This is a genomic window from Stygiolobus caldivivus (assembly GCF_019704315.1).
In the GTDB taxonomy this organism is placed as follows: Archaea; Thermoproteota; Thermoprotei_A; order Sulfolobales; family Sulfolobaceae; genus Stygiolobus; species Stygiolobus caldivivus.
Window position 1 is genome coordinate 431612 of record NZ_AP024597.1, and the last position, 21342, is coordinate 452953.

Consider the following 21342-nt stretch of genomic DNA (forward strand, 5'->3'; position numbering starts at 1 on the left):
AGTATTGAACTCATAAAATAAAAGTTTTCATAAGGAATTTCACATTTTCCCTAATAACTTAACTAAAGCACTTCTCATATATTCTTCCGCTATACGGGGCTTTATATCTAGGTAAAGAGATATATGATACCAACTTTTTCCCTGTAAAGTTCTACTTATTAAAACTGCTTCTTCTATCTGATCAAGGAACCGCTCACGTGAGTATGTAAAGTATTTATATAATACATAATGTACGGCATCCGCCACTGCGTTATAGGGTAAATAACCGCTTAGATAAGCCTCTAACTTGGACTTATACTCTTCAGGTAATGGCTCGCCAGAAGTATCTTTAACTGGCAAAGACCTGAGGATAGTATCTAAAGTTAATGGGTTTACATTAAAATATACTTGATGCGAGGTCCTAAGTATTTTCTCTCTCAATAATTCTGATGCCCTACCCGATATCTTACTCGCTAACTCCGATAACGGCTTGATAACTATTATCGAATAACCGTTTAGACCTTCGTTTTTTCTAGAGGATAAATGAACTGGTATAAACCCGTTTTTAACCCAGAATTGGATCACCCTAATGTCAGAAGAGAATGATGAACCTACCCAATCTAGTCCCTCCCCTTCAGCCCTACGGAGTATGTGGTCAAGTAATCTGGACCCATATCCTTTACCCTGATATTCAGGGTGTACCGCTATCCTCATAACCCGCCAGCCTTTTAATGCACCGAAATCGACTAACCTATCGTATTTTATAAGTCTTTGAGGTATCAAGTCTCCCGAGCTTTCTCCACCGCTCAAGAACGTATTGATCTCTGATTGTGACAAATTACCTTCTTCTACTATTTGAGCCACACCGATCCCGTTATTAGTGAATATTCGCTGATAATGTAGGTCTCCTAAGATCATCAGGTCATCAGGTGAATTTCTATAATGTGCTGTTACTAAGATACCGTAAATTTGCCTTAATAACCCTTCGTTTTTAAAGAGTAAACTTCTCTCTAGTTCTAGCACATTCCCTTGATCTACTGTATTAGTTTTCGGCTCGGCGTCTAAGAGCATCACGTCATAAAGAAACCTTTCTACCGGGTCGCCTTTAGCGTATCTAACGGGAAAACTCAACGTAATGTGTTTAAATTTATATTTTTGCCTTAGAAAGTTTAAATACTTCAAAAAAGCCTTGCCCGTCCCTTCATAACCGTGAATGGTAGTCACTAGTATTACCTTTTCCCATTTATTTAAGATATAATTTATAGTATCTAATCCTACTGCAGCGGCCTCATCAACGACTATTAGATCTCCCTTATAGTCCTTAGCTAGATCGGGGGCTAACCACTTTACCGTAATACCCTTAGAATGTATTTCCATAACCTTTCCGTCTTTAGACTGCAACGCTTTGTAGCTAATTTTTAGGGCCTTCAGACCTTTAACTAGGAACTTAAACATCTCTTGAGACGACATATAAGTAGGAGAAGTAATAACAATGCTCTCGTATTCACGGCTCTTAACTAAGAAAGAGAGGAAAAGTCCTACCACAGAACTTTTCCCTCTTCCCCTTGGCGCTGTAATAGCAAGGACTCTCTTACCTTTTCCCTCAGTAATAAAACTCATCTCGTCTAAAGATTTATTTTGGTCTTCACTGATGCAAAGTTTGTGAAGCTCGATATCGACCTTTGGGTTTTTAGGTATTAACCTACTCGGAGCTTTTGCGTTCTGCGTGAAAGGCCTAAACGAGGAACCTTCATCATCTATTACGAGGATGCCTTCATGGTTTTTTGCTAGTGCGAGAAACCTATTTTCAAAGTAGCTGTCTACTAGACCGCCTTTAACTAGAGAGTTTTTGAACAGCTTATTGTTCATAATATCGTCACTATAAATTATCACTAGGCCACCGCCTCTGACTGAATCAGATAGTGCTGAAATATAGTTAGGCCTAAAGTCGTCGACAGTATCTAAAATTACTAGGTCAAAAGTCCTTCCTAAGTATTTATTGTAATCTGAGTAATCAATGTCTAAAATTTCTTTCACATTATTACCTTTAAATAGCGAAGAGATTTCAAAAAATCTGTCCTTAGCTTCTTTAATCCATGGATGAAACGCATAAGCTATACTTAGCTCATTCTTATGTTTTTTATCTAAGAATTCAGATAAAATAGGAAATAAAAATTGCCTCCATTGTTTTGTATTTATAATCGCTAATAACCTATAGTATCCTTCCTCTGCCCTTTTTAGTTCACCTTCCAGCATTAGGTTTTCTCCTCGTAGCTAACCTTACCGCTATTACAACTATTAGTATTATAACGATAACTACTATAATAACATATAGCCAACCTACGGTATACTTTGACGTACCGACCTGGAAAGTGATACCCTCATTAACCAGTTGGTCTAAAGATGTAGGAGTAACTTGAACTGTAAACCGGTCGTTCTGGACAAACGGAAATAATGAGCCGGTCTGGTTCCAGACTAGGGTTAGAGCCATAGAATAATTCCCTACTTGTGCCCCACTACTAACATCTACTACATAAGTAATATTGACTTCTTGTCCAGGCTTCAGGTCACCTAAATACTCTTCCGATGCTGTCAAACCCATTAGAGGGTTGGACGAGCTTACATGGGGATATATCACATCACTACTTCCTAAGATAGCTTTTATGTTCTGTGCTGTAATATTTCCCACATTCTTAATAGTTATAGTTATAGGGACCTTCGAAGAGCCAGGGTTTATAGAAGGGTAGTACACGTTTACTATCTGGAGGTCAGCTTTGGGGTATACTTGCAATTTGTAGGCTTTTATCAATTTACCACCATCATATTTTATGGTAAAATTGACATAGTAATACCCTGGGGAAGTCGAGTTAGGCACGTTTATTAAGAACGTAGTATTTATCGGGTGCCCAGTAGGTATAGCTCCAAGGTCTACCTCATTAGGTGACACCACTTGAAGGCCAGCAGGTGTTAATATGCCCACACTGACGTTTTCCGCTATTCCAGACCCGTAGTTTAGAAGTATTGCTTCTACCCTAACGTCATAATAGCCGGGGAATACTTGGGGAGGAATAGTGATGACGTTTACCGTTAAATTAACTGGGTAAATCTCTATGGGCACATACTCTTTCATAGATACATTTGAGAAATATTTTAGAATAACTGGTATATAATATATCCCCGCTGAAGCGTTAGGATAAACATTTACAGTAGTAGTCGCATAATTTTCTTCTCCAGCCGGGATTATACCGACATAAACTGACCTTTGGGATACTACAATTGGGTATTCATTAGGTATAATAATTGAGAAGTTGAGAGCGTTGACGTCACCCAAATTCCTGATAACGAAAGTAAGCGGGACTTGGACTTCGCCCGCTGATACGGTTATAGGGGACTGTAGAGTCCCCCAGATACTGCTTACTGAAAAGTTAACATATCCGTTTATAGCTACCGTTAAATTATCTGTTTCAGTGACGTTATTAAAATACTTAACTATTATTGGTATATTATAGACTCCATCTGAAGCATTGGAGTATACACTAGCATAAACCGGTATGCTAACTGGTTGTCCTATTGGTAAATAACCTACCTTTACATAATTCTGCATAAATTTAATTGGATAATGGTCTTTCAAGACAAGACTTACATTACCAGCAATGACGTTACCGGAGTTAACTAAGACTATAGTTAATGGGGCGTTATTTTCGCCTGGTGCTACAAGGAGAGGTGATGAGACAGACCCCCACACGGAGCTAGCCGATATTGTTACATAGCCTAGAATGGGTATTTCCGTAGAAAGTTTCTTAGTGATATTGCTTCCGTTAGCCAACTTACCAGAAACCTGATAATATAGTTTGTAAACACCGTCAGTAGCGTTAGAGTAGATGTTATAAATAAAAGTTATATTTATCGTTTGACCTGTTTGGAACACTGGTATGCTTATGTTTTGTGTGCCTTCATAATACGAAAAAGGTTTAAATGGGTATTGGTTTAACGGTGTTATATTTACATCATAAAGAGTATTTCCCAAATTAGTTATAGATAAAGTTATGGGAACCTCCGTTTCACCCGGTGCTATTAATTGGCTAATATGGGGTACGGTTATAAATGAGGTTATAGAGGCTGTCGAAGTTAGTGCAGTAATCCCGCTAAGGATCCCTAAAATAACTGCCAATAACATAAATGGGGTTAAAACTTTTGACGCCATATTTTTCATAGTTGAAATAGATATATCTAAATATTTAAAGTTAACACGCCATTACGTTAATAGACCGACAAAAGATCAGAAGGATCCGGCTCATCACTTATCAGGCCTTGTAAGGCTCATCCTCTAAATAATACATATTTATGTAGATTTAAAAAGAAGGCTTACTTTTTACTCTCATCTACGATTGACTTTTCAACTACTCTAATTCTGGGCCACCAGTTATACTTCTTCAATACTGCCATTATTGCAGGGACAAATATAGGCCTGACGATAAACGTGTCAAATAAGATTGTCAGTCCTACGGATATCCCTATCTCTTGAAGGAACCTCATATCAGCCGACCCAAGTGACATAAAAGCACCTGCTAGTATTAGCCCTGCAGCGGTAACTACAAGCCCAGTGTTTTTTACAGCTTTCACTATCCTCTCTTCTTCTTCTCCGTTCTCTTCTAAGATTCTTATAATTATAAACATATCATAATCAATACCTAAGCTATACATTATTGCGAACACGATTAGAGGAGATAACCAGTACACCTGAGTGAATATTATAAACATGAATGCTATCCCAACTAGGGAACTAAGTAACAAGGTTAACGAGAGCCTTAAAGGTACTACTACTGAACCTAGCACTATCCCCAAGTAAATTGTAATAAGGACAATGGTAAGTGGTAGGACAAAGCTGTAGTACACGCTTACGGTATTATCAACTATGTAAATCCTTTGTGCATTACTCCCTCCTACTAGGTAGCCCATATCTATTAACTGCTTAGTCAGCTGGATAGCGCCTTTGCTGAAAACCGGATAAGGTATATAAGCTTCTATAAGGGTGTAGTTGTGTGAATAATAAGCATTTGTTAGGTATGTCTCATTTTTTATTAAAGTTGAACCTATTGATGCCGGTCCATAAACGAGCCCATTATTATCTATTATAAACTTAGACAAGTTGTATATTTGAGAATAAGAAGAATTAGGATTGCCTTTTATTATGATGTAGTCTACGCTGTAGTTAAGAAAATTCGTTAGTTGCTGTTCTCCTACTACTACTTCGCTGGTGGAGGGTACTATTTCGTTTATATTAACGTTAGTAGTGTGAGTGTGAAAGACAGCAAAACCGAATATGCCTAGGATTAACATTACACCTAAAATAGCATATTTCCACTTTATAGCACTCCTGCTCATAGCCTCTAAGTACTTTTGCCTTATGTCGTATGGGTTAGGTAATTCCTTTCTCGGAAAACGTAACAACCTTTGGGGTATAGTGGCTAACGCACTCCTTATGAAAAATAATGCCGGGACTAGCGAAGATACGGAGGCTATTACGAGGGCAATACCTATGTTTTTAAGTAAGGGAGAGGGTGAGATTATGAAAGAGGAGAACCCTAGGGTAATGCTCAATCCGCTAAATACTAACGCCTTACCCGCTGTCCTAAAAGACCTAGATAACGGGTTTTGATTCCCTTTTCTCACTTCCTCGAAATATCTATATAAAAATAAGATAGAGTAGTCTACAGTTATACCGAATACTATCGGAGGGATCACCAGCCCTGAGATGTAATAAATCTGGTACCCAAAGAACGTAGTTATGAAAAGCATTGTATACGCTATCTCTAAACCTATTATCGCACTTAGTATCAGTATCACGATAGGAATTAACGCTCTGACCAGTAGAATTAAGAGGATTGAAAGAAGTATCACGGTCACTACGTCAATTATTTTCAGGTCTTTTTCTGTAGCTATGGCTGACTCTGCATAGATCGGTAAATGGCCGGTCACAGTGGCGTTTATATTTTTCATAAAGTCCTCTATCCTAGTTAGGCTCTCATTGTTAGGGACTTGGATTATAAAAAGCCACTTTCCGTTTTTATGAAAGTCGGAAAGAGATACGGGCATAGGCTTAATCTCTTTTTCTACTTGTAATACCGAATAATTGTATGGATCTTCTAAAGCGAAATTAGAAACATTTACACCGGTTAAAGCTCTGACCAGATATGAGTAATCGTTAAAGGCCTTTATAGTGTATAATACTAAACTAGAGTTAGAGTAGTTGTTAAAAGAGAATAGCAATACAAATGGATCCTTAAAGACTTCCAGGCTGGCATTCCTTGCCTTTTCTAGAGTACTACCGTTTAAGCTAGAATACACTGACACGAATTTTTGGGCTGGGCTCCCTATAGGGTAAAACTTGTGGGCCGGAATTCCGTAAGTGACGTTCAGCTCGTATAAAAATACGGTAAAATTATTTAAAATAAATTCTTTTTCTCTAGTTAAATTAACATACAAACTGTGAAGAGGAAGTAGTCTCTTATATGTAGAATTAATAATCGGGGATACCATCTTAAAGTAAGTCTGGTTGCTTTGGTTCAGGTACTCGTACGGAGTTATTAGCTTAGCGTTATTAAGATATTTCATTGAACTATTTACTTCTTTTAACGCTTGTGTATAGTTACCTGAAATTAATACGTAAATATCGTCCTCCTGAGAATAGTTAAAGTACTTTATCATAATGTGCTTTACAACTACACTCCCGTACTGAGGAGTCAAGAAAGGGGCATCTGAATAAACAAAGTAGTTCTGAATACCTAGCACAATGGGAGATAGAATAACGAGAATAATAATCCACGGTAATATTTGCAATTTCATAATTTTTCAGTATCACTTACGATTAAAAATGAGTGTTCTAAAATTCATTATTAAAGGAAAATGAAGATCAGCCTTACACTCTTTAACTAGACATGTTTCAACAAGTATATAGCCCTTATCAGTTCTGCATGACTCCATACCAGAGGCGAGACCGACGGATAAGCACCGCTTGGAGATATTTGCTCAGGTATTACTCCAGTATGCGGAATATGGGATAAGACCCAATTGAGGTACTGGATCGCCTTTTCTTTATTCCCTTCAAGTGCATATTGCTGAGATAACCAAAGAGTGGTTATATACCATATGTTTGGTTTATCTGACATTTTCAGGTAACTGTCATTCTCGTACCTAATTATACCACCATCGATTTTCAGCCTCTCTTCTACCGCTTTTCTATTGCTTATAACCCTCGGATCTCTTGCGTCAAAGACCCCTAGAATAGACGCAAATAGTGTGCTCGCATCCACGGTTTTATCAATACTCCCGTCTTCGTAAATAGTCCTTGCAAAGTGGTTATCTACGTAAAACCGGCTAAGACCGTTCTTTATTTCATTAGCGGCTGATAAGTACTTGTCCTTCAAATTATCTTCACCAAAAAATTCAGCGAATTTACTGGCAGCCACAAGACCCGCGTGAACTGCCAATGAAGTAAAGAAGTGTGTGCCCAGCCTCTCTTCCCATAGGTCGTAAGAGGGCAAAGGTAGCCCAGTCTCTTCGTCTCTATACTCTACCAAAAATTCTGCAGCCCTCTTTATCATTGGAGCGTATAAAGGTTTTATAAAATCTACGTCATTAAACTTAGAGAAGTGAATCCAAGCTGTGTAAATAATTAAAGCGGTCTCATCTTCTTGGATTGAAATACTCCTAGTATTCCACGGGTGCCAAGTCGACCCCCAATGACCGTCACAAGTATATTTTTGGAAAAGGAAACCGTTAAACAGCAAGGGCTTAGTAAATAGGAGTAAGTTCCTAACTTGATCCTGATAACCTAATAGAGTAAGGGCAATAGCAGCAAATGATGCATCTCTGTGCCATACATAATTATATGTGTCTTTATTAAACCTCATTATGTCTGTATCTAAAGACGCGGGGATAGCACCATTATTTTGCCAATGAGCCATGATAATTAGAGCACTACGTTTTATTATATCATCATAATCGACTATCTTACTAAGCCACGCCTTCCAATAGTTCTGGGTCCTTCGTATAAGTTCTTTAGGTCCTTTCCTTGACACATAATCGCTTTTTTTAGATACATCACCGTAGCTATATCCACACACTAACCAGCAATAGAACACGGTAGATAAAGACAACCTCACACTGGCTACTGAATCAACGGAGCCTTGTGCTATAGGATTTCCTGAGAGCTCACCGTCTTCAGCGTCTTTCCAAGTACCTACATAGCCACCTACTTCTTTATATCCAGTAGCATATTGGTAAAACGGGATGTCGCATTTAAACATAAACCATCTGTCACGTTTATAATGGATAATCGAAGAAGTAAAGGGGTCATAGAGCGCTGTGTCACCTATGTCGTTTCCGTTTATGTGGAAATCGTGGTGGAAAAATAGCCTTAAATCCCCTCCCTTAGGCATAGTAACGCTGACCTCTCTCACTAGGATTTCATATGCCATGTCAATTGCGTCCACTATTTTGACCTTGACATTATCAAAGTTGACCTCAGCAAAAGACGACAATGAGTTTTCAAAATAATTTAAAGTAGGGTTTAATTGGTTTATCCAGCTAAATTTCCCGTTATACCATATGCCTATTTTAGCTTTGTGTAAATGATTATCAATAGGCAAAGGGTAATATAACTCCCTTATTGTATACCCCTGGTCGTATAATATAGTCAATTTTCCGTTTCCAAGTATAATTAATCTTGCCATATTTAGAATATATTAGGAGTTAAAAATAAATTTTCTATACGAGGAGTCAAGTAGACATTTGGTTTTAAAGATCTAGTAGCAGTTATTAAAAAATTGTAGTAGCTGAGTATTACCCTAAACTCTTACGTCAATACTTATATATCCATTTTATGTTAAATTTTTTAGAGTTTAAAGCCTTAACTATGAAGTATGTAGTATCGTACTACCTAAGCTAGTAAAAATATATTAGGCGAGAGGACTTTGCGTAAAATACTGATCTAGGTTTCTTAAAGACACATATAAATTTAAAGTGAAAAAGCAGAAAATTAACCGTTTTTAGAAGGTGTAATGGCTATGATAAAAATTTTTCACCCTAACTTAATATCATTAAAAAATTTTAGAATTATTTTTCTCTTACAATAAAGATTTTTATATATCGATATCAAAAGCGATATCTTGGATGTTGTCCTTTATTTCCTACGGGATCTTCATAATTTCTTCGGCACTCTTGACCGTTTCTTATTTTATATTAAATACACACTACGGGCTAAAATATAAACCTAAGATAGTCAAAGAGCTGAAATATTCCATTTCAGACGTTACCGCACTAATCCCAGTCTATAACGAGGAGTTAAGTTTATTTGAGAAAGTAATAAAGTCGGTTTCTGAATTAGGAATAAAATTTATAGTAATAGGGGACGGAGTTAGACAACCTTATGAGAGTCTCGTAAAAAAATATAGGGGTACATATATTTACCTTAAGAAAAGGTCTGGTAAAAGAATTGCATTATCGGAAGGGATTAAACATGTAGATACTCCCTTAGTATTACTACTAGACAGCGATACTATTATATCTAAACGGAGCTTAGAAGCACTATTAAGCCATCTTGATGAAAATGTAGGAGGAGTAGGAGCCAATATAAGGATGCTTAAAGATGGGAGTAAATCATCTTATTATGCAGATTTCTTTGAAAGAATGAGTGAACTTGTCAACAGAGCAGTGAACTATTTTGGAAGCGCGATTATTCTTAGCGGACAATGTGTTTTATACAGAACAAGTGTCATAAAACCTTATTTATTGTCCGATGAATTTAAGAATCCTAGAATATTAGGTAGAAAATTAGTGTTGTCTGACGATAGAGACTTAACAGAGTATATCATATTAAAAGGGTACAGAGCAATAAAAGCAATAGATGCGATAGTTTATACAAAACCTCCAAGTAATATACGAATTTTCGCCAAACAAGTAACACGTTGGACTAGAGCTAATTATTTAATCTTTTTTAAAGAAATTAAAGAAGGGACGATCGGTAAAAGAGGGCTAATGTACTCCTTTAACGTGCTCTACCTTAATACACTCCCTATTTTATCTATCCTATTTCTGTTTTTTGACATACACTCCCTATTTACGTCCCATTTATTCCAAAAATTATTAGAGGATAAGATATTTTATGATATTTTAACAAAGGGCTTTCAAATAGAGCCTATTATGATAAAAATAAATATAATTATTAACCATTTTGTCCATATAAGACCTACTTTTTTAGCAATAATTCTTATCACTCACCTATTACCGACCTTGTCCATAATACCATTTACTTATGCACTGGCTCGACTTATAGGTACCGAAAGGCTCAAAACGTTCGCTTTGGGCACTATAGCCCTCGTAGTTCAATATTTTGCGTCATTCTATGCATTAATCACCTTTTGGGAACAGAGTTGGTCATCTAGGGATTCTTGACCTGAGAAAAGCTAAATGGAGTTTTACTGCGTGAGAACAGAAGCTCTGTCCACAATCACATTTACTTTCTATAATCTTAAATCCTTGGATCTTTAACTTCACGTTATAGTACCCGACAGCACATCTAGCAGGTACAAGGCCCTCTACCTCAACTATGTTATTTTTCTCAACCACTCTTGTTATCCTAACAGCTAGTTGCGGCAAGGATAAACCTCAATTTACCACTCTATCTCCCCGTTTAAAAAAGGGTTATGTATCTTCTCATACCCTAAAGTGGTAAAAAACCCGTGGCCGGGGTAGACAGTCAATAAGTCGTTCATCTGCTTTAATTTCTCTAAACTTTTTCTCAACAGTTCTTTATCTCCACCTAAATCATACCTACCTATACTCTCATTAAATAGCGTATCTCCGGTAAACAAATAACTGTCAATAAGGTATGTAACACTCCCTAGAGTGTGCCCCGGAGTCTCAATTACTTTAACTTTGATTTGGCCAAAATTAAGTTCTCCTTCTCGATCTATGTAACGGTCTATAACGATAGAATGTGTGCGTCGGTCGTTTCTCACCAAGTTTTTATCATTCCTATGGAGATAGGATATTACACCGTCAAAGTATTTTTTTATTTCTGGGATCCCTAGAATATGGTCAAAATGACCGTGAGTAGCTAAAATAGCTCTTAATTTTATATCTCTACTCTGGATATAACCTATAATTTCACCGGGGTTCTCTCCAGCATCAATGAGTATCCCAGAATTACCCTCAATAACTAAATAGCAGTTTGTGTTAAGTTCTCCTACCTCAAACTTCTTTACTGTTACCATTGTTTTAGAGTTTTAAAGAATTGTCTAAAATTATTATCGTTAAAGCAAGAGTGAGACCATTGTCTTTTAATCAAAATTATTAATTAACCCTCCTTCTTTAAGTAGAATCGGGATGAAATACACTGAAACAGCTCCTAAGCTTTTTATGAACACTGGGACTAGGTTCCCCAAGCAAATAATATGGGCTATGGGAGTTATAAAGCAGTCGTGTGCCAAGGTAAACTTAGACCTAGGTCTTCTAGACCCACAAATAGCTAAAGGGATAATTGAAGCTTCTAAAGAAGTAATGGAAGGGAAATTTGATGATAAAGTAATTGTAGACGTATTTCAAACTGGATCAGGCACTGGTCTTAATATGAACATAAACGAAATAATAGCAGAAAGGGCTACCGAACTAACGGGCAAAAACGTCCACCCTAACGACCACGTAAACTTAGGACAATCCTCTAACGACACAGTACCAACAGCTATACGTATAGCCGCAGTGAAGACGGCGTATGAAAACTTGCTCCCAGCTTACGAAAAGATTTCGAGTACACTGTCTCAGAAAGGTAAAGAATTCGACCAAATTGTCAAGTCCGGTAGGACACACTTGAGAGATGCCCTACCTGTGACTCTGGGTCAGGAGCTCACCTCATATGCTGATGCCTTTAAGCATGACCTCGAGAACTTAAAAGGGATATTAGAATATGTCAAAGAGTTACCAATAGGAGGTACTGCTGTGGGGACTGGTTTAAATGCCCATCCCGAATTTCAAGAGAGAGTAATCACCGAGATAAATAAGCTGACCTCTATGGGCTTTAAACCAGCGAATAAGTTCAGAGGGCTGAAACTATTGACAGACCTCCTTACCCTGAGCGGGATACTAAGGACATCTGCTGTTAACCTATACAGACTAGGGCAGGACATAAGGCTGATGTTCTCTGGACCTATGACAGGTTTTAATGAGATAGACCTCCCGAGTCAGGAAGAAATTGCAGGTAGCAGTATAATGCCGGGCAAAACTAATCCGGTCACGGTTGAAGCATCGCTTCTAATAAGCGCCCAAGTAGTCGGGTTAGACCATGCTGTACAGTTTGCCTCAATGCTTGGAGAATTCGAACTTGCTATGGGAGTACCTTTGATAGGGTATGACGTAGTCACTGAGGAGATCCTCTTGGCTGAGGCTTTTAACAAAATTTCAGACCTAGTAGTTAAAGGGATTGTGCCTAACGTAGACAAAATGAAGAAATACGCAGAGAGCAGCCCTTCACTGGTCACTATAATTTCTCCGATAATAGGATATGATAAAGCCTCTAAAATAGGTAAGCAATTAGCCCGAGGGATGTCCATTAGAGAAGCGCTCAGAGAACTAGGCTATAAGGATGAAGAGATAGACAAGATATTAGACTTGAATAGACTAGTCAAGCCAGGGTTCCCTGCTAAATGAAAGAGACCTGCTTAGGAATAGTAAGGGATGGCACTTTTTTACTCTTTATAAGAAAACTTAGGGGTTTAGGGAAAGGCTTGTTGACGTTCCCTGGCGGTAAAGTTGAAGAACAGGAGAGCCCTGAGGAGTGTGTTAAACGGGAGTTATGGGAAGAAGTCAAAATAACTGCTCTAAAGCTAGAGAAAGTAGCTGAGATCCTATTTCGTCACGGCAACGATGAAGAGAAAATGTATGTCTATGTGATAACGGACTATACTGATATACCAACTATTACTGCCGAGGCACTGCCTATGTGGCTAAAAGAGCCCATCTATGAAGAGATGTGGGCTGACGACAAGGTCTGGTTACCACGAGTACTGGCAGGACAGGCGGTCTGTTGCGAATTTAACTTCTCTCAGGACTGGTCGGAATTTCATGGGGGAGAGTGTAGGTCATGTAAACTTACATGACTTGAAAATTTTAAATACTAATCCTCTGATTTTTTCGATGCAGACTTCCTCTGAATCTATACATTCTAAGATTTTAAACTTCCTCTGTTTGGCCTCTTCTATCACTTCTTTAGTAACTTTACTTAATACTAAGACTTCATAATTTGGGCATTCATCAATCTTTTCTGTAAAGTTTTCTCCTAAGGAGTAACAATTACCAGAGGATTCGAAGAAAACTATGATGCTCATATAGGGTCACCTTCATTGAAGATTTTACTTGCCAGAGACAATGAAATGTCATATCTGAAACTAGTATTGAAATGCCCACCCTCAAACTCCTCGTATACATGGGGGATACCTAGTTTTTTCATCTTGTTATGTAATATCCTCATACCAAAGTTTATCTTAAATTCGTCTCTTATACCTACATCAAGATAGATCATCTTTAGTTTACGTAGATTCTCGGAATATTTTTCTACTATTCTTACCGGATCTTTTTCTATCCATTTCTTCCAAACATGTTCTAATATTTCTCCGGTTTCTATGTCAAAAGGGAGCTCAAACTTATCACCTAGGGGTGAGTAAAAGGCTGACATTGCGACCACCGTTAGCGTATTCAAGTCCTCCTTTTCTTTTTTGTTTTCTTTAGCCCAGAACCTCTGTAACCAGTCCTCAGGGCTCTTGTACTTCCTCAGTGTTTTAATTACCGATGGAAAGATCGGTATGTAGATATATTCGAAGTAAGAGTCCCCTGAGTGGTCTATAACGCCTTTAATCATTTCAGGGTACTTCATACTTAAAATAATAGACCCGTAACCCCCAGACGACTTACCCATTATAACTATTTTTTCAGTATCGTACTTTTCTTTCAAACGTGGGATCAGTTCTTTTACTATAAAGTCCTCATATAGCCCTACTGCAGTAGAATTAATGTACTGGTTCCCTCCTAATTTAGTAAACAAATCTGGGAGGACTATCACCATGTTAGTTATTTTGCCTTCTTTAGAGAGTCTATCAGCTTTTTCTACAATATTTTCTCCTAAAGGGTCATAGTTAAGCAGTGTCAGACCGGACGAGAGAAACCCACTCAAGTATAATACTATGACCGGTTTAGAACTTACGTTTACATCTAAGTAAACTACTTTTCTTGTGAATGGGTCTTTCAGCGGGTTATCCTTCAAAAACTCGCTTTCGATGTTCTCAACTTTCATTAAGACCATAGTATCACATCTGTTTCTACTTATATACTTAAAAAATAGATATTACTATTCGTGATCCAGAGCAGTAATACAGTGCTTACCTTGACGTTAGTTATAGCCACTTTTGCTGGGCTCGTCTTAAATAGGCTTAGGATTTCACCTGTTCTCGCATATATGGTTGCTGGACTAATAGGGGAGATCTTGGGGCTAAATTATAACAGCCCGGAATTCCAATTTATCTCGTTCCTAGCCGTAAACTTGTTGTCCTTTGAAATGGGTGTTTCTGTAAACCTTATAGACCTTAAAAACTTATTCAGGAAATCTGTCTTCATAGTTATCGTAGAGTTTTTGGTCGTATTTTCTATAGTGTCTTTGGTAGGAGTACTAATAAGGCTAACGTTAATTCAAACATTATTACTTACTGTTATAGGGTTTAATACAAGCACTTCTATAGCATTTAAGCTCGGAGAAGGAAAATTAAATGAAAAAGACTTTAAGTTAATATTATCAGTATCATCCCTTGAAGATACACTGGCCTTTATAGTATTAAGCGTAATTACATCCGGTAGCGTAAATCTCCTTAACCTTTTAATCACCTCACTTTCCTCTCTAGCACTCGGTTACCTCGTGTCTAAAGTCCTAATAAACCCTACATTGCGTTATACAAAATCTGAAGAGTCTGTTATATTATCAAGTGTGGCCTCGGTATTCTTATTTAACTTGTTAAGTTCTGTCCTCAATTTACCGTCTACACTAGCAAACTTTTTATTAGGGATAGGGACTTCTTACGCTTCGTCAGACCCAGATAAGATAATCAGAGGTATGAAGCCCCTAGTGGATTTCACACTTATTTTCTTCTTTTTTATTGCAGGCAGTTACTTAAAGGTCTCGGGATTCATTTTCTTTTATATCTTGATTTCTGTAATACTAGTTTTGACAAAGTTTGTAGCTTTTAGTACAGCGTACTGGTTTTCAGGAGTCGACTTCCTGAGAGCGTACGGTACGGGGTTGTTCATGACCTCCCTTAGCGAGTTCGGTATAGTTATATCCCTTACCGCATTGCAGTTAGGACTTCCGGTCGCAATAGTCTATGATGTTTCAACAGTCTTAGTAGCAGTTTCGTCTACTATAGCAAGCTTACTTACTTCCAGAAATCAACTTGTATTAAGGCTAATAAGTAAAATTTACATGAGTATTAAGCTGGATAGGATAGATAATATAGTCAAGACTTTAGGGCATGTCACTTTTAGATCGCCAGAAATCATCACCACATTCCTGAAATTTTCTATCATGAGTATAACTTTGACCTTTAGCTCTATATATTTAGCCGATCTATTAGTAACTCTATCACCATATCTTTCTCTTTTATCTTTATCTTTACTAGTCCTTACGCCTTTCTTGCTGGTGCTTTTTATACTCTATTATACAAGAAAAATCGAAAATAAAGAATTCAAATTAATCTCTCAAGTCTTTATGTGGGGACTATTCCTCTTGATAATGATAGACTATAGCATCCTTTTATCACGGGTTATAATAAATTCGCCACTAGAAATAGTAATGTTATCAATGAGCATCAGCATATTAATAGTATTACTATTTTACAGTAAAATTTATAAATTACTAGAGGAATTAGACGAATTATTCTAGAAAAGTATAAACAGAGTCGGTTATCCTAATCACCTCTATCCTCTTCTTAGGGAGTAAATATATTGCACCGTCAGAACCCTTTATCTCCATCGCTTCTCCCCTCTTATAAAACAATGAGACTAAGCTACACACCACAGCGTCGATTAAGTCTTTTTTAACCCCGAACTTACGCCAGTCTAATCCTATATTCTTTAGAGACGAAGTCGGGTGGGTCTCAATCACAGTACCTCTTAATGTTGACGACAAGGCTAAAGCCTTATCTACCAACCCTTTCATCCAACTGGGCGGTAAAACACGGTAACCATTCCTTATCATCTGTTTATCAACATCCCTAAAGCCTTTACTATGAGATAAGGGAGAATCAATAGAGACTACTTCGGCGTCCTCACAAAGCTTAACTATACCTTCATCACCAGCTTCAAAAACTTCTATTTTGTCACCTAATAACACTCCCACCGTAGATGGTCTCTTTACTGCTAAATCAATCCCGCAAAGTTTCAATACTCATTCCTCTTATTTAAAGTCATGAAACCTCCTATTATTTTAATAAACTACAAGGCATATGAAAACTCCTATGGTGAAAGAGGTTATGAAATATCTCGAAAAATAGAGAAAGTAAGCAAAGAATATGGAGTGCCAGTAATAGTTACAGTTCCTGCTACAATGATATACAAGCTGAGCAAAGAGACAGAACTAATTGTCTATGCACAGCATGTAGATGGTCTGGAGCACGGAGCTAAAACAGGGTCTATATTACCAGAAATGGTTAAAGACGCAGGGGGTAAAGGTTCGCTGTTAAACCACAGCGAAAGGAGGATTAGGTTAGATGAGATCCATGATGCCGTAATAAGGATGAGAAAAATAGGACTTGAAAGCGTAGTGTGTGTGGACAGATATGAACTAGTCTATTCGATGGGAATACTCAAACCCGATGCAATACTTATTGAACCACCAGAGCTGATCGGAAGTGGAGTTGCAGTATCAAAGGCTAAGCCAGAAGTAATAACGAAAGCTGTAGACGAAATAAAGAAGGTACCGGGAGTATACCTTGTTGCAGGCGCAGGGATAACAAGCGGAGAGGATGTATATAAGGCTGTGGAACTTGGTGCTGACGGAATAGGTGTAGCAAGCGCAGTAATGAGAGCCAAAGAGCCTGAGAGAGTAGTTGCCGAGTTCATAAACCAGGCCTTAAAAGCTTTAGAGAAAAGGAGCTAAGAAAACAAGATCTTGTATACCTCAAATTCTACTGAATCCATACCTAGTTTATTTGAGATAATTTTCTCTAGTTCTAACCTATCTTTTACTATAGCGTAAAGAGAGAGGACGATCAAATAAGCCGAAACTAATTTTGAGTCCCCACCTGTTTCATTACTGAAATTTCTAAACCTCACCGAATTTATTATTATTAAATTACCGTCTAACTTCGACATCTCGTCATAGGGTAAATCTGAAACTTTAATTTTTAGATTACCTACGTTAAACTTGCCCTCTTGTTCTAATATCCTCCTAACTACTCCTTCAACGCATTCAATCTCTTTACATATCACCTTTATCACCATCCGTTGAACAACCCTTTCATCACTGTTTCAGGTAAGGTTGGGTTCTTCATTCTCACAGATTCTTTCCTAATTTCAATAATAAATATATCCTTTTCTAATTAGGACATACCGTGATATCCTAGCCGTGGCTAGGAGTATTAAGGAAAAGACGATAAGGGTCGCTGATGCCGTGATAGAAGCGTTAAAGTAAGTCTGGTATTCGTTATAAATATAGACTGAAGCTACACAGTCACCGTTAAAGATCCATCCTTGGACGAACGGTGCAACAATAGCTATGGAACCAAATTCGCTTATTGCCCTCGCCATAGAAGTTAACCCAGAAGATACCATTCCCCCTATAGACATCGGAAAAACCATCTTAAAGAAGACACCAAGTTCTGAGTGCCCCAACCCCATTGCGTACTGCTCATAATGTAGGGGTAAACTCTCAAAGAAACTCTGCATAGAACGTATATAGATAGGTGCGGAGACTATTATCAAGGCTAGAAATAGCCCGGTGTATGAGTAGTAAAAGTTGATTCCGTGAGAAGTAAGGAACTTGCCCACTATATTTGTAGGGCTATCAATGAAGACTAAAGCGATCCCTACGAGAGGGTGAGGGATAGAGGCCGGTATATCTACTATACTTTCGATTAAAGGGTTTTTATAACGGGCTAGAAAATATGCTAAAGGAGTAAATACTATAACAATAACGATCACAGCAACAGCCGAAGCGAGATAGGATAGTTCGATAGAACTAATAAGTTGTTTTCCGAAGGCAACGGACTTAACGTAAAAGGGTCCGTACCCATAAATAACCAAATAAATTATGGGTATAGCAAGGAGTATAGAAAGAAAAAAGGACAATACCTTAAACAGCCGTGAAGTTGCCACCATATTTTAGTACTCCCTCATTTAATAGACTTAAGACTTGCTGGGGTACATCGGACTGGTTCTCATAGAATAATACCGGGTGAGTAATCGGAGTTACTCCAAACATCGATAGCTCATTTACATTCTGTACGACAAACTGTAGGAATTTAATCGCTAATTGCTGGTTAGGGGCGTTCTTAGGTATGGTAATGTACAAGTATACGGGGTTACCATAGATCTTCAGGGTCTGTCCATTTACACTTATCTTATAGAAGAAGAAACTATACCAGCTAGTCTCGTTAGGGAAATACCCGAAACTCAACCATGGAGGAAGTTGTAAATACTCTAGATGCTGAGATATCGCATAAGACTTATACGAGAACACGAAGTCCAACTCTCCAGCCTTTAGAGGTGCTACGAAGTCTGCTGTCGTCGGTGCACTATGTACTACCCCGCTTACATTAGCTAAGTGGATAAAGTAGTCAAAAGAGTGGTTTGCATATAAGTACCCAGCCATTTTGAGTATCAGGTAACCATATAGCCCTTCTGGGTCACTGTTCGGGTTCGATATGCCTAAGGAGAATTTAGTGGTCAATAGCTGGAAGAAATTATACCAATACTGAGTCTCATTGGTCTTCATTGCCATAGTGTAGTTGCCGTAAAGTTGTCCCCAGTACGGGTTCATAGTAGTGTAATTGGAATATACTAGTGACATCTGGTCTGAAATAAACGCTATCGCCCAACCGGGGTTATTAGGGCCTTCAAGTTCTACAGCTTGGATATAAGCTACCGGTACGAAATCATCCACCGGTGTCCCGTGTGCTATTTCAGCGGCTAACCCGAAAGACCCACCTGGGACTACATCGACTTGAATACCGTACTCCTTTTCGAACTGCATAGCTAAATAGTTAAATATTGCCTTGTATGCACCTGCTACATAAACGATCACAGTATTTGAGGATGGCGGAGGTATTACAGACGAGGTAGTCATAGTTGAAGTAGTTGTAACAGTTGTGGTAGAAGTAGAAATAGAAGTGGTGGTAGAAGTAGTGGTAATCGTAGTAGTCGTAGTTGAAGGGGTGGTAGAAGATGGATGATACAGCAACAAAACACCTGCAATGGCTATTATTGCTATTACTATTATCGCTATTATTACATATGAAGATATAGCCTTAAACTTTTTTGTGTGCTTGTTCATATTACTTAATAGTGATATTTCTACTTAAAAATATTACTAGGGAAAAGAAATAAATATAACCTTAGATAAATAATTAATCTTCTTTTAAATCGATTAAAAGTGGAAGATTTTAAATTAAAACTAATACTAAACAGATATAAAACTAGTTAAATATAATACTAAATTGTCAATCTAATTAAATTCCTTTATATTGCTCTAAGATTGTAAATCTATTTGGTTAGAATTTATCGAAAAATCGTGATAATTAAGTTACCCGAATATTTGCCTCAATACTCATATCCCACTCTACGTAAATGCCTAAATAGGGCCGCTAAGGTGTCCAGTGCAAATTGAAATACTCTCTTTCGAAATAATATAATTCAACCTGTAAATAATCCAAATATCTTTTAAGCACTCTATCTAAACAAAGTTATAACCCCCTCACTATTCGTCCTACTAGCTTGATTTACTCAGTATATCAAACCACGCTGTTGATGGAGTATAGATGTAAAATAAGAATAAGAAATTTATGTATCTTACAAGCTACGAAAAATTACTCTAGTACTGTGAGTATGAACTTTCATAGACCTAACTTATTTCTAGTAAATATATGTTATTAACATTATTGCCAGTGTAACCGGTCTTTATTACACTGCCATACCTTTCTAATAACTCGTAAGAAGAATGCGTCTCTATAGCTTCCTCTATCTCCAAAGAGTTTATCCTTAGTTGGTCACTTACATAACATCCAGCATAATCACTATTACCATCAATTCCGTCTGTAGCAAACGCATACAGTATAGCATCGGTTTTTATATATTTCAGAAAGCCTAAACAGACTTCACCGTTCCTACCGCCTTTACCATGTTTCCCTGTTATCTTTACATCCGGTTCACCACCAAATAGTAATATCTTTTTTCCTTCCCTAAGCCTAGATAAAGTGTTTGCAATACCTGCCAACTGAATCCCGAATGAATATGCGTCTCCTCGTATCTCACTGCTCAAAACCTCTGCTTGTTGAAAGGTATTTTTCAACTTGATAAGGACACTTTCGACATCAAGGACTTTGTAGACATAACTCTTTACTTTACTTGTCTTAGGGGTCTCTTTAAGGTAAACTGAATAGGCTCCTAGACCTATTGACCGTAAAACATTTTCTGCGTCTTCTTTTGTAGTCTGGTCTATTAAGGTTGGACCGCTACCTACCATAGTGAGGTCTCCTCCAGGTACATCACTTATCACAAAGGTAAGAATAGGAGATTTAGAATACTTCAACATCCAACCTCCTTTGATTAGAGAGAGGTGTTTTCTAATTGTGTTAATTTGATCGATACCTAGTCCTGATGTTATTAGCTTCATATTTATCTCCTTTAGGACGTCTAATGGTATATCAGAATATTCCATTAAAGCGGACGCGCCACCGGATATTAGAAAGATTACTAGGTCATAGTCCTCTTTAGTTAGAAGTTCTACAACTTTTCTTCCAGCTTCTAAGCTCCTTTCACTTATCTCAGGATGTGTAGATATGAAGACGTCCAACGGAAATCTTTCATTGTGGCTGGCCTCAGGTGTTATTATTATCCCTTTCTTTATAGGCGTGTGCTCTAAAAAGAACTTAGCCATCTTGATTGACGATTTCCCTACTGAGATCAGGATCGGGTTATTGTACACAAATTCAGAACTATTAACAGATATTATGTTCCCTCGAATTGTTACCTTATCTTTAAGTGCACTGTACGAATCGGAGTACTTAAGCAACTCATTTATAACCTTATCTTTTTCCCCTAATTGCATGC

18 protein-coding genes are annotated in these 21342 nt (G+C 37.7%); 5 read left to right on the plus strand and 13 right to left on the minus strand.

The genetic code is table 11. The features are described from left to right. Positions 1–39: 39 nt before the first annotated feature. The 4 genes from KN1_RS02150 to KN1_RS02165 form a co-directional block, all read right to left on the minus strand. Positions 40–2235 carry a tRNA(Met) cytidine acetyltransferase TmcA gene (locus KN1_RS02150; RefSeq protein ID WP_221289204.1) on the minus strand — a complete coding sequence of 732 codons (2196 nt, stop codon included), beginning with the start codon at positions 2233–2235 and terminating at the stop codon, positions 40–42. Beyond that, positions 2222–4183: a COG1361 S-layer family protein gene (locus tag KN1_RS02155; protein WP_221289205.1), complete on the minus strand. Its 1962-nt coding sequence runs from the start codon at positions 4181–4183 to the stop codon at positions 2222–2224. Before KN1_RS02155 ends, KN1_RS02150 begins: the two co-directional genes overlap by 14 nt. Positions 4184–4344: 161 nt before the next feature. Beyond that, positions 4345–6825, minus strand: coding sequence for an MMPL family transporter (locus KN1_RS02160; protein ID WP_221289206.1), 2481 nt, complete (start codon positions 6823–6825; stop codon positions 4345–4347). Positions 6826–6911: 86 nt separating this feature from the next. Further along, entirely contained in the window at positions 6912–8714 is a 1803-nt protein-coding gene (locus tag KN1_RS02165) for a glycoside hydrolase family 15 protein (protein WP_221289207.1), read from the minus strand. 439 nt (positions 8715–9153) lie between these two features. Between KN1_RS02165 and KN1_RS02170 the strand changes: the two genes are divergently transcribed. Then, a complete protein-coding gene (locus tag KN1_RS02170) occupies positions 9154–10434 on the plus strand; it encodes a glycosyltransferase (protein WP_221289208.1) in 1281 nt (426 codons plus the stop codon). Here the strand turns inward: KN1_RS02170 and KN1_RS02175 are convergent. Together KN1_RS02175 and KN1_RS02180 are read right to left on the minus strand one after the other, a co-directional pair. Then, complete coding sequence (locus KN1_RS02175; RefSeq protein WP_225905757.1) at positions 10417–10638, minus strand: hypothetical protein; 222 nt, start codon at positions 10636–10638, stop codon at positions 10417–10419. The genes KN1_RS02170 and KN1_RS02175 overlap by 18 nt on opposite strands. Positions 10639–10652: 14 nt before the next feature. Beyond that, positions 10653–11255, minus strand: a complete 603-nt coding sequence (locus KN1_RS02180; RefSeq protein ID WP_221289209.1) for an MBL fold metallo-hydrolase — start codon at positions 11253–11255, stop codon at positions 10653–10655. Between the two features lie 112 nt (positions 11256–11367). On the opposite strand from KN1_RS02180, the gene KN1_RS02185 reads away from it, so the two are divergent. Beyond that, on the plus strand, positions 11368–12684 hold the full coding sequence (locus tag KN1_RS02185; protein ID WP_221289210.1) for a class II fumarate hydratase: 1317 nt from the start codon (positions 11368–11370) through the stop codon (positions 12682–12684). Beyond that, positions 12681–13133 carry an 8-oxo-dGTP diphosphatase gene (locus KN1_RS02190; protein ID WP_221289211.1) on the plus strand — a complete coding sequence of 151 codons (453 nt, stop codon included), beginning with the start codon at positions 12681–12683 and terminating at the stop codon, positions 13131–13133. Before KN1_RS02185 ends, KN1_RS02190 begins: the two co-directional genes overlap by 4 nt. Here KN1_RS02190 and KN1_RS02195 read toward each other — a convergent pair. Continuing rightward, positions 13116–13361: a hypothetical protein gene (locus tag KN1_RS02195; RefSeq protein WP_221289212.1), complete on the minus strand. Its 246-nt coding sequence runs from the start codon at positions 13359–13361 to the stop codon at positions 13116–13118. The genes KN1_RS02190 and KN1_RS02195 overlap by 18 nt on opposite strands. Further along, the gene (locus KN1_RS02200; RefSeq protein ID WP_221289213.1) at positions 13358–14332 is read right to left on the minus strand and encodes an alpha/beta hydrolase-fold protein; all 975 of its coding nucleotides are present in this window, start codon (positions 14330–14332) and stop codon (positions 13358–13360) included. Before KN1_RS02200 ends, KN1_RS02195 begins: the two co-directional genes overlap by 4 nt. Positions 14333–14383: 51 nt before the next feature. On the opposite strand from KN1_RS02200, the gene KN1_RS02205 reads away from it, so the two are divergent. Continuing rightward, the gene (locus KN1_RS02205; RefSeq protein ID WP_221289214.1) at positions 14384–15958 is read left to right on the plus strand and encodes a cation:proton antiporter; all 1575 of its coding nucleotides are present in this window, start codon (positions 14384–14386) and stop codon (positions 15956–15958) included. Here KN1_RS02205 and KN1_RS02210 read toward each other — a convergent pair. Beyond that, the gene (locus KN1_RS02210) at positions 15950–16459 is read right to left on the minus strand and encodes a DUF429 domain-containing protein (protein WP_221289215.1); all 510 of its coding nucleotides are present in this window, start codon (positions 16457–16459) and stop codon (positions 15950–15952) included. The genes KN1_RS02205 and KN1_RS02210 overlap by 9 nt on opposite strands. A 24-nt stretch (positions 16460–16483) precedes the next feature. On the opposite strand from KN1_RS02210, the gene tpiA reads away from it, so the two are divergent. Beyond that, positions 16484–17173, plus strand: coding sequence for a triose-phosphate isomerase (gene tpiA / locus KN1_RS02215; protein WP_221289216.1), 690 nt, complete (start codon positions 16484–16486; stop codon positions 17171–17173). Here tpiA and KN1_RS02220 read toward each other — a convergent pair. The 4 genes from KN1_RS02220 to KN1_RS02235 form a co-directional block, all read right to left on the minus strand. Continuing rightward, positions 17170–17505 carry a hypothetical protein gene (locus KN1_RS02220; RefSeq protein ID WP_221289217.1) on the minus strand — a complete coding sequence of 112 codons (336 nt, stop codon included), beginning with the start codon at positions 17503–17505 and terminating at the stop codon, positions 17170–17172. The two genes, tpiA and KN1_RS02220, sit on opposite strands and share 4 nt — an antisense overlap. Before the next feature lie 84 nt (positions 17506–17589). Beyond that, positions 17590–18393: an ABC transporter permease gene (locus tag KN1_RS02225; RefSeq protein ID WP_221289218.1), complete on the minus strand. Its 804-nt coding sequence runs from the start codon at positions 18391–18393 to the stop codon at positions 17590–17592. Further along, positions 18368–19567 (minus strand): extracellular solute-binding protein, encoded by a 1200-nt coding sequence (locus KN1_RS02230; protein WP_221289219.1) that lies wholly within the window; start codon positions 19565–19567, stop codon positions 18368–18370. Before KN1_RS02230 ends, KN1_RS02225 begins: the two co-directional genes overlap by 26 nt. A gap of 567 nt (positions 19568–20134) precedes the next feature. Next, on the minus strand, positions 20135–21340 hold the full coding sequence (locus tag KN1_RS02235) for a DUF4147 domain-containing protein (RefSeq protein WP_221289220.1): 1206 nt from the start codon (positions 21338–21340) through the stop codon (positions 20135–20137). Positions 21341–21342: the final 2 nt, after the last annotated feature.